Annotated in this window: 9 protein-coding genes; 8 read left to right on the forward strand and 1 reads right to left on the reverse strand. The window is 65.4% G+C overall.

Annotated features, from left to right (window positions below; translation table 11 throughout):
• Positions 1–344 precede the first annotated feature (344 nt).
• The 3 genes from U5775_RS04315 to U5775_RS04325 are packed head-to-tail and all read left to right on the forward strand — an operon-like array spanning position 345 to position 10,319.
• A complete protein-coding gene (locus U5775_RS04315; RefSeq protein ID WP_322056886.1) occupies positions 345–3,482 on the forward strand; it encodes a hypothetical protein in 3,138 nt (1,045 codons plus the stop codon).
• Positions 3,483–3,510: 28 nt separating this feature from the next.
• Entirely contained in the window at positions 3,511–8,310 is a 4,800-nt protein-coding gene (locus U5775_RS04320; RefSeq protein ID WP_322056887.1) for a GMC oxidoreductase, read from the forward strand.
• The gene (locus tag U5775_RS04325; protein WP_322056888.1) at positions 8,307–10,319 is read left to right on the forward strand and encodes a hybrid sensor histidine kinase/response regulator; all 2,013 of its coding nucleotides are present in this window, start codon (positions 8,307–8,309) and stop codon (positions 10,317–10,319) included. The genes U5775_RS04320 and U5775_RS04325 overlap by 4 nt, the downstream gene beginning before the upstream one ends.
• Here the strand turns inward: U5775_RS04325 and U5775_RS04330 are convergent.
• Entirely contained in the window at positions 10,316–11,011 is a 696-nt protein-coding gene (locus tag U5775_RS04330; RefSeq protein WP_322056889.1) for a response regulator transcription factor, read from the reverse strand. The genes U5775_RS04325 and U5775_RS04330 overlap by 4 nt on opposite strands.
• 261 nt (positions 11,012–11,272) lie before the next feature.
• Between U5775_RS04330 and U5775_RS04335 the strand changes: the two genes are divergently transcribed.
• The 5 genes from U5775_RS04335 (at position 11,273) to U5775_RS04355 (ending at position 16,335) form a co-directional block, all read left to right on the forward strand.
• Positions 11,273–11,740: a hypothetical protein gene (locus U5775_RS04335; protein WP_322056890.1), complete on the forward strand. Its 468-nt coding sequence runs from the start codon at positions 11,273–11,275 to the stop codon at positions 11,738–11,740.
• 324 nt (positions 11,741–12,064) lie between these two features.
• Entirely contained in the window at positions 12,065–12,508 is a 444-nt protein-coding gene (locus U5775_RS04340) for a (2Fe-2S)-binding protein (RefSeq protein ID WP_322056891.1), read from the forward strand.
• A gap of 58 nt (positions 12,509–12,566) precedes the next feature.
• Entirely contained in the window at positions 12,567–14,768 is a 2,202-nt protein-coding gene (locus tag U5775_RS04345) for a xanthine dehydrogenase family protein molybdopterin-binding subunit (protein WP_322057185.1), read from the forward strand.
• A 38-nt stretch (positions 14,769–14,806) separates the two neighbouring features.
• Entirely contained in the window at positions 14,807–15,160 is a 354-nt protein-coding gene (locus U5775_RS04350) for a c-type cytochrome (protein ID WP_322056892.1), read from the forward strand.
• 101 nt (positions 15,161–15,261) lie between these two features.
• Positions 15,262–16,335 (forward strand): porin, encoded by a 1,074-nt coding sequence (locus U5775_RS04355; protein WP_322056893.1) that lies wholly within the window; start codon positions 15,262–15,264, stop codon positions 16,333–16,335.
• The last annotated feature ends 28 nt before the right edge of the window (positions 16,336–16,363 follow it).

The raw sequence follows: 16,363 nt of genomic DNA on the forward strand, positions 1-16,363 counted from the left end.
GGTTAGACCGCCTGCCACCGGGATCCGATATTGGGCGCTGCGCGCACGCCCCGGAACCTCGCTTTGCGGCAGCCATATAGAAGCCATCGCGTCTTGAGTTTCGCACCTTCAGGGGAGGGGCGATCATGCTGGAATGGCGGCATTATAATTCGCAATCCGTAATAACAGCCTTGATGGTTTCTCTATGCCTGCTTGCATGGAGCACAGCGGATGCGGCGGGAACGGCTGCAACGACTGCATCAGGGCCAGTGGCTTGCGCGTCGGCGAGTTGCGCGCCCGCGCCGTCAAAACGGGTGGCGTGCAAATCGCTGGCATCGGATGCCAAAGCGGCCTGCGAGGCTTACGTGACGGCGCTGGAGCACGCGATCAAGCGCTATCCGGCTGCGTCAGTCGCCCCCACGCTCGCGAAACATGCCCCGCCGGACGGCGAGGTCGAAAAGGACGCGCCCCCCGACGAGGCCGGCGCCACGAAAACGGCTGGCGGCGTACGCCTGTTTCCGCGCAACGAGCAGTGCTTTCCCACCGAGACGCGGAACATTTTCAGCGAGGTCGACAAGGTCGTGACCGGCGACGATCGCGCGCCGCGCCCGATGGACTGGTTCGACGGACATGGCGTCCCCACAACGGCCCGTTCCGCCATCATGGGACAGAACACCTGGATGCTATGGGGCGAGGGTAACGAGGCGTTCTGGGGCTGGGTTCAGGAGAACGGCTACGGGATCGCCGATTTTCTCGTCCTGCTCAATTCGAAGAACCGCGCGCATCGTTTCAGGGATGGCGGGCTGATCAATCAGCCGGGCATGGTCGAGCGCGATACGCCCTTGACCGGGCTGGGGCTCTATATCGACGGTCCCGATGGCGACAAGATCAAAATGCACGCGCCCGGGAACGACGTCGACGCGAACGGCAAACCCGTAGAGCCCGTGAAGAAGCCCAGCAACGCGGACCACGACCACCAGACCTTTTTCGAAGTCGGCGACCAGGCGCTCTATGACCAGACCATCGCCCAACTCGGCGACGATGGCGTCGATCCGCTCATCTATGGCTATCCGTCCGGCGTCGTGGGCCTGCGGCTATGGCCGAATCCGGACTTCTTCGGCAATTCGCCGGCCGCGAAGCGCGCACGCGCGCACTGGAACGAGCAGGTCGTCAGCGATCAGGGCAAGCGATACTACTCGACCGATCCCAAGGACGCGGACTTTCACGCCGATCCTTTGCTCGTGCGGCCATTTCGCGTGAGCATGGCGTGCTCGTTCTGCCATGTCGGGCCGCATCCGCTCGCGTCGCCGCAGGATCTGGAACACCCCGCGTGGGGGAATATGTCGAGCATGATCGGCAACCAGTACTGGCTGCCCTCGAACGCGTTCACGAACCTGAAGACGCCGGATAGCTTCCTCTGGCAGTTCGTCGCGAGCCAGCAGCCCGGCACCATCGACACCTCGCTCGTGGCCACGGACCACATCAACAATCCGAACACCATCAACGCGATTTTTGAAGTGAACGCGCGCCTTGCCCGCGCCGCCGTCAACCCGCCCGAGGAGCAAAGCAAGAGCAACCTGATGCTGCGCGGCATCGAGGACAAGCCGCTATTCACGCTGGACCCGCGCCATACGCCGCGCGTGCTGCTCGATGGCGCCGACAGCATCGGCATTGAAGGTGCGCTGTTGCGCGTGTATCTCAACATCGGCGCGTATTCGGAGCAATGGCGCCGCGTGCAGAATACGATCGTCGGCTTCGCGCCGCAGCGGCCGTTCGATATCGCGACCATCAAGGCGAAGTCGGTCTACTGGAATGCGACCGAGCAGTTTCGCGTGGAAGAGCTCGAGAACTTCTTCACGTACGTCACGCAATCAGGCGCCACGGTCGCGCAGCCGATGAAACTCGCGTCCACCGAAGAAGGGCTGGCGCGGCTCGCCGCCGACAAGGCCGATATCGACGCAGGCCGCACCGTGTTCATTCAAAACTGCGCGATCTGCCACTCGAGCAAGCAGCCGCCCAATCTGCCGATCACGTTTTCGCGCGCCTGGCGCACCGCGAACGCGAGCGGCCAGAGCGGCATCACGCTGCCCATGGACTTCGCCGACTGGGACGCGTTCAAGCTGAGCAAGCCGTGGCTCGACTATGTGAACCGGCTCAAGGATTACATCGGCGCGCAGCCCGACCACGGGCAGGACTTCTTCGAGAAGGACAACTATCTAACGACCGATGTGCGCGTGCCGATCACGCTCGTCGGCACCAATTCGCAGCGCGCGGTGGGCACCAACGCGATGCGCGGCCAGGTCTGGGACAATTTTTCGTCGGAAACCTACAAGTCGCTGCCTGCCGTGGGCGTGGTCCACTTCTTCAATCCGTTCAGGAAGACGAGCGCCGTCGACAAGTGGGGGAACAACGACGCCTATGCGCCGCCCGGCGGCGGCCCCGGCTACTACCGGCCGGCCTCGCTCGTCAGCGTCTGGGCGACGGCGCCCTTGCTGCACAACAACGCGCTCGGCCTCTATAACCGCGATCCTTCGGTCAAGGGCCGGCTCGCGGCCTACGACGACGCCATCGACAAGCTGTTCAACAATCGCGATCGTACCGTTAGCGCCACGCCTGCGTACGGCGCCGCGCGCTTCGTGAACGTGTATCCCGCGCAGAAAGAGGCATTCTGCCGCGACCACCCGGCGGACCAGAGCATGGAATGCAGTGCGCTGCGCGGCGATTTCCGCCGGTCGTTCGCGGTGGCGGGCGTGGCCGATCAACCGGGCTTCCGCGACATCGGCTTTATCTACAGGACCACGAAGGATTCCTATATCGACTTCGCGCCGCGATTCATCAAGCCGCTCGTCACCGGCATTCTCGGCGAACACTGGACCTCGTTTCTGTTCCTCTACGTGTGGCTCGTGCTGGGCGTGATCGCCCTGGTGCTGATATTCGTGGGGCAACCGCGCCTGGCGGGCGGTCTGCTGGCCTTGCTCGCGGCGGTGCTCGCGACCGTGTTGCGCGTGTCGGGCGTGGACACGATCTTTCCGTGGCTATGGATCATTCCCCTCGTGCCGCTGGCGCTTGCGCTCGCGTTCTTCCGCTTCCCCGATGCGCAGCGCACCGCGCGCGTGTTCTTCGCGGTGAGCGCCGTGGTGTTCTTCGTCATGGGCGGGGTGGCGAAGGCGTTTCTCGACGGGCGTCTCATCGGCATCAACGTCGGTCCTGTTCCGCGCGGCACGCCGGTGAATCTCATCATGAACATCGACCCGGACGCGCCCACGGCGGATCTTCTCGGCGCGGTCGCCGGCCTCACGCGCGGCGTGCTGCTGATGCAGCGCGACGACGACCCCAACGATCACAGCTTCAAGGCGCTCGACGAATTCCAGCGCGAAGTCGGCCCGGCGCTGCTCAAGGCAAGCAAGTGCCCCGACTTCGTGATGGACCGCGGGCACTGGTTCGCAGAGACGCTGAGCGCCGACCAGAAGCGGCAACTGAAGGCCTTCCTCGAAACGCTCTGAGTCGTCAACTTCGTCCACCGGAGCCGCGATGAACCCCGATGACCCACTGTCGAAAGCCCGGGACCCGCACACCACGCCCTTCGACTATGTGATCGTGGGATCGGGCGCGGGCGGCGGCCCGCTGGCGGCGCGGCTCGCGTCGAGCGGGCGCAGTGTGTTGCTGATCGAGGCCGGCACCGACCCAGCCGTCGCGCAGCCCAATGCGCAGGCCCAGCCGATGACGCGGGGCGCACCCGATCTCGCCCAGCAGCAGATGCGCCAGGTCTACGCGGTGCCGGCCTTTCATGCGCGCGCGACCGAAGACCCGGACATGAGCTGGGAATTCTCGGTGCGTCACTATACGAATACCGCGCGGCAAAAAGACGACTCGAAATATAACGAAGCGATGGACCCTTCCGCGGCCACGGCGGGGCAGCAGCAAGGCGGCATTTTCTATCCGCGCGCGGCGGCCATTGGCGGCTGCACCTCGCATCACGCGATGATCATCATTCGCCCGAACGACGCCGATTGGGACCATATTGCCGAATACACCGGCGACGATTCGTGGCGTTCGCAGAACATGCAGGGCTACTTCGCCAAGATCGAAAACTGCCTTTACTACGCGGTTTACCGGACCTTCGCGGGCAAAACGCTGGGGCTCCTGTTCCGGTTTCTCGAATGGTCGGCGCGCGTGCTCGATCCGCGCGGCCAGCTCGATCCCGGTGGGCACGGCTCGGCGGGCTGGCAGAAAACGAGTTTCATCGACCCGCTCGTGATCGCGGGCATCGCGCGTGGCGACCGCACCTTTCTCGGCGTGCTCAAGGACGTCCTGTTCGCCGCGCTCGCGAACCGTAACGCGGCCACGATGTTCGGCCGCGCGTTCGCCCGCTTGCAGATCCTGCAGTTTCTCGACCCCAATGTCCGCTCGCCGGACATCGAGAGCCGCGCCCGCGTTTCGCTGATCTCGATCGGCACCGACGGCAAGCGCCGCTGCGGCCTGCGCGACCATCTGCTCAACGTCAAGGCCGAATTCCCGGACCGGCTCGTGATCCTGAACCCTGCGCACGCGACGCGGATCGTGTTCGACAAGCACGGCAACGGCGTGCCGCGCGCGATCGGCGTGGAAGTGCGCATCGGCCCGTATCTCTACGCGGCCAGTCCCATGCGTGGCGACAACGATGCAGCGCCGCCCGTGACGCAACAGGTGTTTGCCAGGCGAGAAGTGATCGTCTGCGGCGGCGCATTCAATACGCCGCAACTGCTCATGCTGAGCGGGATTGGCGACACGGCGCATTTGCATGGCATGGTCGAGGGACCGTGCGGCCGCGATGGAAAGCCCGTGGCGCCGGTCGTGCATCTCCCAGGTGTCGGCCGCAATCTTCAGGACCGCTATGAAGTCAGCGTGATCAGCGAGACGCGCGAGCCGTTCAGCACGCTCGATGGCGTGAGCTTCGATCCGGGCGATGCCACGGACCCCATGCTGCGTCAGTGGCTGACCGACCAGAGCGGCCTTTATTCGACCAACGGCGGCGCGCTCGCGATGATGATGTCGTCGGCGGGCGGCACCGGCGTGCGCAGCGACCCGGACCTGTTCATCTTCGGCTTGCCGGCCGCGTTTCGCGGCTATTACTGGAACTATTCGCGGCAACTGCTGTGCCGGAGCATGACGTCGAACGAAAAGACCCGCAATCTATGGAGCTGGGTGATTCTCAAGGCGTACACCAATAACAACAACGGCACGGTGCGCCTGCGCAGTGCGGACCCGCTCGCCACGCCGGAAATCAACTTTCACTCGTTCGACGATACGAGCGAAGGCGCGCAGGACTGCAGCAGCGACGTGGATGCGCTGTGCGACGCGGTCAATCGCACGCGCGAGATCAATCGGCGCGTTTCAGGGTTCACCTGCGAGGTTCAGCCGGGCCTCGACAAACCCGATTACTCGCCGGCGCTGCGTCAGTGGATCCAGAACGAAGCGTGGGGCCATCATGCGTGCGGCACGTGCCGCATCGGTCACGATCCGTGGCGCGCCGACCCGCGCGGCTTGCAGGATCAGTATGCCGTGGTGGACAGCCAGTTTCGCGTGCATGGAGTGGAGGGGCTGCGCATCGTCGACACCTCGGTGTTTCCGAGAATTCCGGGCTATTTCATTGTGACTCCTACGTTCATGATCAGCGAAAAGGCCGCCGACGTGCTGCTGGCCGACTCGGAGAGCTACCCGCGCGCCTTCGAGGGCGCGGAGGCGGCCGCGGTGCGCGAGCGCCGCCACTCCGCGCGGCCTGAATGGGAAGACCCGCCCCACGCGGATCCCACGCGGCTGCCGCACGACACGATCGGTCTCGCGTTGTCGGGCGGCGGCGTGCGCAGCGCCACCTTTTGTCTCGGCGTGCTGCAGGGGCTCGCGAAAACGCGGCGCCTGCGTGACATCGACTTCATGTCCTCGGTCTCCGGCGGCGGCTATATCGCGTCGTTTCTCGGCAAGCTGTTTACGGAGATGCCGGCGCAAGGACGCCAGATGCCGGTCGAGCGCGTGGAAAGGACGCTCACGAATCTGGGCTCGTCGACGATCCAGTGGCTGCGCTACAACGCTCAATATCTCGCGGGCGGTGGCCGCCAGGACACGTTGTTCGACGTCGCGGTCATCCTGCGCAATCTCGCGGCGGTCCATGTCTGGATCGGCGCGCTGCTGTTTGGCGCGCTGGGCGCGCTGCACTGGTTCGTGCTCGACTGCGCCGGGTTCACCTACCTCTCGCCCGTCTGCGAGACCGCGCCGCCGCAATGGTATGGCGTGACCTTGTCGGCCTGGTGGTGGCTGCCGCTCTGGCTTCTCGTGATCGGCGTGCTGCCGCCTTCGATCGGCTACTGGCTCACGCTGCGGCGGCGCCTCAATGGCGACTGGCGATTATGGATGCCCTTCATCTTGTGGCTCGTGATGCTCGGTTGCGCGATCTATGGACTGACGCTGCCCGACATCGAAGTCTGGAGCGCCGTTGCGCTCGCCGTGCTGCTGCTCGCCTGGTTCGAGCAGCAGGCGGCGGGCTTGTTCGTCGCCAACCCCGTGCCGCCCGGCGCGGGCGCGCCGCCGATCAATCCCGGCACCGCGCAGCCCGAGGGTGGAACGATCGTCATCCGCAACCGGCTGACGCGCTTGCTGGGCGCGGCGCTGTTCGGCTTCGTCGTGACCGCGCTGTTCGTGGTCGTCGACACGCTCGCGCAAATTCTTCCCGCGTCGGGGTCTCGAACGATCGGCTGGTCCATGGCCGGCGCCGCGCCCGTTCTGGTCATGCTGAGAGGGATCGCGGCGAGCATCCTGAAGCGTCAGGCGAAAAACGCCACGGCGCCCGCACCCGAAGCGGGCAAGAGCTTCGCGGGCGGCCTCATTCAGGAGACGCTGCTTGCGCTGCTCGCCTTCACGCTGGCATTCGTGCTGTTCCTGTTCGTCGATCTGCTCGTGTATCTGGCCTTCAGCCTCGATTCGGGCACCGCGCGCTTCTGCGTGGTGGCCACCTTGATCATCTCGGCCGTGAAGGGCCGCGCGCTGTTCTTTCTCAACTTGTCCTCGCTGCAGCACAGCTACGCGCAGAAACTGGTGCGGACCTATCTGGGGGCGTCCAACGATGCGCGCGTGAACCCGCCTGGCACCAGCAAGCCCGTGCCGGTCGGCGTGAGCGATCTGGGCGACGACGTGCTGTTCGACGACTACCACCCCGAAAGCCATGGCGGACCGCTGCATCTGGTCTGCACTTGCCTGAACAACACGGTCGATCCGCTCTCCGGCAACCAGCTACGCGACGACAAGGGCATGCCGATGTGCGTCGGGCCCGCCGGCATCAGTGCGGGCCGGCGGTTTCATGCGCTCTGGGGCGCGCGCGACGCGAAGAAGACCCCGGCGCGCGCCGCGCCCATCACCGCGGTGCGCGTGGGCCCCGATCCGAACGCGTTCAACGCGTTCGCGCGATCCGATGGCGCGCCGGTCAGCGTCGAGCGGCTCAGCCTCGGCCAGTGGATGGCGATCTCGGGCGCCGCCGCGACGACGGGCCTGGGCCGCAACACGAAGCTCGCCGAGTCGCTGCTGCTGGGCCTGCTGAATTTCCGCATCGGTTACTGGTGGAACAGCGGCATCGCGGGCGGCGACCGGCCGGGCCGCTATCCGCCGGGACTCTGGCGACGGCTCAAGTCGCTGCCCTCGGCGGTCTTCACGCTGCAGGCGAAGCTGCTGGACGAATGGCGCGCCTATTTCGAGGGGCCTTCCGCGCGCATGTGGTATCTGAGCGATGGCGGCCACTTCGACAACACGGGCATCTACGAACTGATACGCCGCCGGCTGCCGTTGATCGTGGCCATCGACGCGGCCGCGGACCCCGATTACCGCTGCGAATCGCTGGCACTGCTAACGAGGCAGGTACGCTACGACTTTTGCGCGACGATCACCTGGCTCGATCCGCGCGCCGCGCGCGCGAAGCTTTCACGACGCAAATTCGGCTGGGATGTGTTTGACCGTGGGCCCAACGAGCCGCGCGTGCCGGACTGGATCAAGCCCTTGCTCGATCCGGAGGCCATTGGCGCGTTTCCGGAGTTCGGGCGCGATGGCGCGCGCGGCGCCGCGCTTGCCTGTGTCACGTATTCCAGCGCGCCCGAGCGCCCGAGCTGGATCCTGTACATCAAGCCGAGCGTGGGCATTGGCCTGCCCACCGACGTTAGCACCTACGCGGAAAATTACCGCGATTTTCCGCAGCAGAGCACCGTGGACCAGTTCTTCGACGACAGCCAGTGGGAAGCGTATCGCGAGTTGGGCTACTGTGCGGGCATGAACCTGTTCACTGCGCGCCCCCCCGACGGCGAGAGGCGATGAACTTATTCAGGTTTCAGTCGACGACGGAATCGACCTGCCCCAAACGCGCTCCCGCATCGGGCGCGGTTCGCGCGTGGCTGGTCGACATGCTTTGCTGGCCCGCCCGGTTCGAGGACCCGCAGGTCGAACGCGAATTTACCGAGGACTATGGCCGGCGTTTTGCCGACTTCCGTCGCGCGGCGCTCGTGCTCGGCACCTTGATCTGGGTGTGTTTCGGCTATTGGGAAATCAGTCTTGCGCAGAGCAGCCCGGTGTTCCGGCCGTATTTCCCCGAGGTTTTTGCGTTCCGTTGCGCCGGTGCGCTGGTCGCGACCATCGGCATCGTGCTGTCCTTCCGGCTCGCATTTCATGAGGACAAGGTCGCGCACGGGATCCTGCTGGCGGGGCTGGCGTTCATGTGTCTGTGTTTGCTGATGCAAACGATGCTGGCGCCACGCCCGTTCAATTTCACGCATTTCTTTGTCGGCTTTTATTTGATTCTCTTTTATCTGTTCGGCTTTCTGCGCCTGCGGGCCAAAGCGACACTGATGCTGACCGCCTGCGTGATCGTCCTGATCGTGGTGGCGCAACTGTTTACCCAGGCGCTCGAACCGGACAACTTCGCCGCGGGCATGTTCTACCTGCTCAACGTCGCGGTGCTGGGGCACAGCGTCAACGTGAATGCCGAGCGGCACGTGCGCGACCGGTACGCCGCCGTCCAGGCGCTGGCCCATAGCAACGACGCGTTGCAAAGCGCCAACCTCGAACTCGCGAAAAAGCACCATGATCTCGAGCGCGCGCGGCGCGACCAGCAGACCAAATCGGAAGCGCTGATCGCCTTGCGCGAGCAGCAGCGCGAAGCCGCCGAGCAGGCGAGCCGGGCGAAGTCGCGCTTTCTGGCCGCGGCGGCGCACGACTTGCGCCAGCCCATGCACGCGCTGAACCTCTTTCTCGCCGCCGCCGATGAAGCACTGAATGCGCAGGATGCCGAAGCATCGAGCCGGTTGATCGGCGAGGCGCGCAAGGCTTCGGTGCTGACGGCGCGTCTGTTCAACGCGGTGCTCGACCTCTCGAAGCTCGAATCGGGGCACGTCAACCCGAACTATACGAGCGTCGACCTGAGCCGCGTGACCGCGGAGGTGATCGAGCAGCTCGCGTCGTTCGCCGCGAGCCGCGGCGTGGCGCTGCGCTATGGAAAGACGCAGCACAAGCCCGCCTGGGTGCGCACCGACGCCGACTGGATTCCCCGCGTGCTGAGCAACCTGATCTCGAACGGCATCAAATACGCGGACCCGTCGAAAGCCGGCCGCGCTGCGGTGCTCGTGAGTCTGGTACGGATGCCTAACTATGTGCGACTCGACGTTCTCGACAATGGCATTGGCATCGCGCCGGAGCATTGGGACGCGATCTTCCAGCCGTTCGTGCAGATCGGCAACCCGGAGCGCGACCGCGAAAAAGGGCTCGGACTCGGCTTGTCGATCGTGAATGCGGTGGTGTCCCTGCTCGAGGGACACCGTCTCGAACTGAAGTCGATCGAGGGACGCGGCTCGCGCTTCTCGGTCCGCTTGCCCGTGGCCGATCCCTTTGCGCTTCCCGATGCCGCGATATCGCCGGCCGATGCGGCATCGTCGCCGTCCCCTTCGTCGCTGCGCGGTCTCTATGTGTTGCTGGTCGAAGACGACAGCCTCGTGCGCGCGTCGATGGAGGCGCTGTTCGCGCGTTGGGGCGTGCTGTCCGATCCGGTGCGCTCCGTGGCCGAACTCGACGAGCTGTTGCAGACGATCGAGCGCGTGCCCGACCTGGTGATCACCGACTACCGGTTGCCCGAGCGCTCGACCGCGCACGACGTCGTGCGGCTGCTCGCCGGGCACTTTTCGCGGCCGGTGCCGTGCCTCGTGGTGACGGGAGAAGCGGGGGCCAGCACGGACGGCGTGCTGCCGGAGCGTTGCGTGCTCAGCAAGCCGCTCTCCGCCGACGTGCTGATGGCGCGCATGCTCGAATTGACCGAGGCGTCCAGCCGGGTGTGCTAGGCCGCCGTATCGTGCGCAACGGTGGGAATCTCAATGCCGCGGCGCGCCATTTCGACGATCAGGAACGTGCGCCGCGATACGTTGAAGCGCATCAGCAGATCGCTGATGTACTCCTTGGCGGTGTTCTCCGAGATATTCATCTTGCGCGCGATGGCCTTGTTCGACATGCCCTGGAGGAGAAAGCGCAGGGTTTGCGCGAGGCGCGGCGGCAGATTGAGCGAGTCGATCGGAATGCCCTTGTTCGGGCCCGGCGACTGCGGGGTATGGCCGCCCTTGCCGAGCACGCTGTTGGGCAGGTAGACACGTCCATTGAGGATCGTCTGCAAGGCTTCACGAAACACGGCGCCGCCTTCCTCGCTGGCCTTCGAGATGAAGCCGCTCGCGCCATGCTTGATGCAGTCGAGCACGGTCTCGCGATCGTCCTGCGCGGACAGCATCACCACATGCGCCGCGCGCTCGTTTTCCTGCAGCCACTGCAGCAGGTCGAGCCCGGTGCGATCGCCGCCGATCTGGTAGTCGAGAAACACCAGGTCATAAGCCTTGTTCTGCAACTGCTCGACGGCGGCCGTGTACGAGCCGGCCTCGTCGATGTCGAGCGTCGGCTCCGAAGTCAGGATCAGGCTCTTCATCGCGATACGCGTCAAGCCTTCGTCTTCCACGAGCAATACGTGGCGGAAATACAGGTTGTCCATCGGGCGCCTCTCCAGTCGAAACGATAGTACCCGCATTCGGCCGGGTTGCTATCCCCCCAAAGCGGGGGACCCTTCCGGGGCCGCTTTCCGGGGGCGTCCTCCCCTCGCATGGCCGGTTTTTCCCGAGTCCCGCACGGCGCACGATGGAGTCGTTGCAGATCGAACGACGAGGGACACCACCATGCACACGTTGCATCCCGACTTGAAACGCCTGCTGAATATTTTCCGCTGCATGTCGAATGACGAAACACGTCGTGCGCCATGAGCGCGATACCCGAAATCGAATACCACGAACACGCAAGCCTGGCGGGGCGAAAGCGGGCAGCGCGCGAGGAGACCAACCGCGTAGCGCGTGAGGAGACCAGCGAGAACAACGAGAACGATGGGAACGATGAGAAGAAAGAGAAGAACGGGAAAAATCGGGCCGGGTGCGGGGAGATCATCCGGGCAAGCCTGGCGGGGGCCAGGCGAGCGCAGCGCGAGGAGACCACCCGGGCGAGGGAAAAGACAGACACCGAGCTGCGACCCCTGAGCCCTTACACAATCCAGAATCTCGATGCCGCCATTGCTCACCTCGAAATCGCGATGAACGCGGACCAGGGCATGGCGATTTTCGGTCAGAGCTATTGGCACGGACGCGTGCTCGAGCTCCGATCCACACCGGGGATCATGCACGCTCAGGAGCGTCGGCTACTGCTTCTGATGGACCGGTTTGCAGCCACGGGGTAGGGCGGTCGGTAGTGTGATCGTAGTGCGATCGGGAAAGTCACCAAATGTCCCGACTATATTTCATCCATGAAACGCAAGCTCGTATTTGAATCTCGCGAAACGCCGATTCGTCTGAATAGAAAGGTATAACGGCCCGATCTTCAAGGAGATTAGCCAAAGGCTGTAATTTTCGCGGCTCAGGTTCCGGTTCGATCGAAAGAGACGACCGGCAACTTTTTTGGGCCGTCGCGCCATTGCCGCGCATTTTGTCCACCCCAAGAATCTCACTCATCGCCAACCGCTTTCGAAGCGGTCGCGAATGGCGACTTCTGGGGAGACAAGCGCATGCAATTCACACTGAACGGCCAGCCTTTCGAGTTCGACGGCGATCCGGACACGCCCTTGCTGTGGGTGATCCGCGAAGCCGCGGGACTGACCGGCACCAAGTACGGCTGCGGTATTGGCGCGTGCGGCGCCTGCACCGTGCATCTCGAAGGCGAGGCCACGCGCTCGTGCGTGCTGCCGGTCTCGGCCATCGCGGGGCGCGCCATCACCACCATCGAAGGGCTTGCCGCCGATGCCTCGCATCCGGTGCAGCAGGCATGGATCAGCGAGGACGTGCCGCAATGCGGCTACTGCCAGTCGGGCATGGTGATGGCCGTGGCCGCGCTGCTCAAGCAGCACCCGCATCCCACCGACGCGCAAATCGATCAGGGCGTGACGAACCTGTGCCGCTGCGCGACCTATCACCGTATTCGCGAGGCTATCCATGTCGCAGCGAACGCCTGAGCGCATGCGCCACGCCGCGGGTGCGAACGGCGCGAACAGTGCGAGCGGCGCGCACGGCATGAATGCGAACGGCGCGCGACGCGAAAGCCGGCGCGCGTTCCTCAAGACCGGTCTCGCGATTGCGGGCAGCCTCGTGCTGCCGCTCGCGTGGAGCGAATACGCGGAGGCCGCCGGGGACGGGACGCGTTTTCGCGAGATCAACGACTGGGTCCGCGTCGATCCCGATGGCCGCACGATCATCGGTCTTTCGCAGGCCGAAGTAGGCCAGGGCGTTTTTACGGGCCTGCCGCAACTGCTTGCCGACGAGATGGACGCCGACTGGCGCCGCGTGAGTGTGGAGTTCGTCACGGGCCGCGACGCCTATCGCATTGCCGCGGCCAACGAGCATCCGCAGCAGTTCGTGGGCGCCTCGATGTCGGTCACGATGTTCCAGCAGCGCTTGCGCATCGCGGGCGCGCAGGCGCGCGAGGCGTTCCTCATGGCGGGCGCGCGGCGCCTCGGCGTGCGGTCCACGCAGTGCGCGACGCGAAGCGGCCGCGTGATTCATCTGCAAACGGGGCGCTCGCTGGGCTACGGCGAACTGCTCGCGGACGCGGCGCAACTGCCGCTCGATCCGCAGCCGCGCCTGAAAGCGCAGTCGGCGCGCACGCTCATCGGCCAGCCGCTGCACAAGCTCGACGCGCCCGCGAAGGTGAACGGCAGCGCCGTGTTCGGCATCGACGTGAAGGTGCCCGGCATGCTCGCGGGCGCCGTGAAAATGGCGCCCACGCTCAACGGCAAGCCCGTGGCCGTGCGCAACCGCGACGCGGTACGTGCATTGCCGGGCGTGGTCGAGGTGGTGCCCGCCAAAGACGCCGTGATCGTGGTGGCGAATAGCTGGTGGCAGGCGAAGAAGGCGTGCGATGCGCTCGACGTGCAATGGGAAGACGGCGGCCCGCCGGCGGACAGCGCCGCGATGCTTGCGCAACGCAAGGCCGCGTTGATCTCGGAGCATGCGGTGGCGGCCACGCGCATCGGCGACGCGCCGGCGCAATTCGCCGCTGCTGCCGAGGCGAAGGGCACGTCAGGCGCGAAGGTGATCGAAGCCGATTACCACACGCCCTATATCGTCCACGCAACGATGGAGCCCGTGAACGCGACGGTGCACGTGCGCGAGCACGAGATCGAAGTGTGGGGCCCGATCCAGGGGCAGGACAAGGTGCGCTGGACGCTCGGCGCCATCTTCAAGCTGCCGCCCGAGAAAGTGATTGTGAACACAACGTTTCTGGGCGGCAGCTTCGGACGCAAATACGTGCCCGATTTCGTGATTCACGCGGCCGTGGCCTCGAAGGCCGTGGGGCGGCCCGTGAAAGTGACCCGCTCGCGCGAGGACGATATCCGCCACGGCTTCTACCGCCCCAGCGCTTCCGCGCGCATGCGCGCCGTGCTCGGCGCCGACGGCTATCCGCGCGCGATGCATTTGCGCGTGGTGGGGCAGTCGCTGTACTGGTCGATCAAGCGCGATTACTTCGAAAAAGCGGGCGGCTGGGACGAGACCATGCTCGACGGCCTCTACGACCTCGGCTACGCGGTGCCGGATCTGCTCGTCGATTCGGTCTGCGTCGACCAGCACATTCCCGTGAGCTTCATGCGCAGCGTGGGCAGCACGTCCAGCATGTTCTTTCTCGAAAGCTTCGTGAACGAGCTCGCGCACGCGGCGCGCATCGACCCGCTCGAGTATCGGCGCACGCTGCTGCGCGACGACCCGCTTGCGCTGCGCGTGCTCGAACGCACGGCGGCGCGGGCGAACTGGGCGCGCAAGCCCGCGCCGGGCGTGTATCGCGGGCTCGCCTATACCCTCTACACGGGGCGCGGCGGCGCGTTCACGACCTATGTCGCCATCGTCGCCGAACTGCGCATGGTGGACGGCAAGGCGAAGCTCGAACGCGTCGTGTGCGGCATCGATTGCGGCCAGGCGATCAACCCGGTGCTGATTCGCGAGATGGTGGAGGGCGGCATTGGCTTCGCGCTCACCAATACGTTCAAGAGCGAAATCACGTTCAAGGACGGCGCCGTGGTGCAGGAGAACTTCTCCGATTACCCGCTCCTCTATCTCTCGCAGATGCCGAAGATCGAGGTCGAGATCGTCGAGAGCGATCGCACGCCGCAAGGCTGCGGCGAGGTCGCGCTGCCGCCCGTGGCGCCCGCCGTGGCCGCCGCGCTGTTCGAGGCGACCGGCACGCGCCTGCGCACGATGCCGCTCGAACAGGCGCTGGCCTGAACCTCCAACCGCATTTTTCTCACTCCACAACATCGATCATGATACGGATTCCTTATTTAATCGCACCGCTTGCGGGTGCGTTGTGCTTCGCCAGCTTCGTTACCGGCGCGCTGGCCGAGCCCGCCGTCGATGCGGCCCGCGCGCACCAGCTCGCCACGCAGCACGTCTGCTTCGGCTGTCACGCCGTGGACCGGAAGCTCGTGGGCCCCGCGTGGCGCGACGTGGCCGCGCGTTATGCGGGCAAGCCCGGCGCGGCGGCCACGCTCGCCGCGCATATCCAGAACGGCAGCTCGGGCGCCTGGGGCGCCGTGCCGATGCCGCCCAACGCAATCAGCGCGGGCGACGCGCAGACCCTCGCGCAATGGATTCTTGCGGGCAGCAAGACCGAATGACGCGCAGCGCTCGCGCATGACGGAAACCGGGCCGTGCGAGCGGCCCGGCAGGTTCGTCAATCAATAAGCATTCCATATAAAAAACGGTTCGGAGATACGTCATGAAGAAGTTGATCGCGGCAGCATTGCTCGCCGGTACGTCGGCGCTCGCCTGGGGACAAAGCAGCGTCTCGCTCTATGGCATCGTCGATACGGGCATCGAGTATTACAACAATGCGGCGAAGGGCGGCTCGTTCGTCGGCATGCCGTCGCTCACGGGCGAGGTGCCGTCGCGCTTCGGCCTGCGCGGCCAGGAGGACCTGGGCGGCGGCTACAAGGCCTTCTTCGTGCTGGAGAACGGCTTCGCGCCCAACAGCGGCGCGCTCAATTACGGCGGCCGCCTGTTCGGGCGCCAGGCGAACGTGGGCGTGAGCAGCGACTACGGCACGCTCACGCTGGGCCGGCAGATGAACATGTCGATGTACGTGCTGTTCAACGCGGACGTGATTGGCCCGTCGATTCATTCGATGGCGAGCTTCGACAGCTATCTGCCGAACGCGCGCAGCGACAACGCCGTGGGCTACCTCGGCAAATTCCACGGCGTGACGGTGGGCGGCACCTATAGCTTCGGGCGCGACGCAGCGGGCCCGGCCGGCCCCTCGGCAACCAATTGCGGCGGACAACTGCCGGGCGACGCCGTGGCCTGCCGCCAGTACACGATGATGCTCGCCTACGACAACGCTTGGGGTGGCGCGGCGGCGTCGTACGACGTGATGTACGGCGGGCCGGGCGCCTCGGCGCCGCTCGTGAGCAGTGCCGACACCGACAAGCGCGTGATCGTCGACGCCTATCTGAAGTTCGGCGCGGGCAAGGTGGGCGGCGGCTGGATCCGGCGCAACACGGCCGCGGCCGAGCATGCGCAATCGGACCTCTTCTTCCTCGGCGCGGAATATTACGTGACGCCGATGTTCGCGCTCGACGCCCAGGCGCTGCGCTACATCCAGCGCGACGATTCGAATTCGACGCTGCTGATCGCGCGCGCGAATTATTTCGTCTCGAAGCGCACGACGCTTTATGCTTCGCTGGCGTACATGATGAACAGCGCGCTTGCGGCGAACGCCGTGGCCGCGGCCGGCACGGTGCCGCTGGGCGCGAACCAGTTCGGCGCGATGCTGGGTATCCAGCAGCGCTTTTGAAGCAGGCGGTACGCGCAGCGTGCGTAAA

This window comes from Paraburkholderia sp. J63, from assembly GCF_905220245.1.
In the GTDB taxonomy this organism is placed as follows: Bacteria; Pseudomonadota; Gammaproteobacteria; order Burkholderiales; family Burkholderiaceae; genus Paraburkholderia.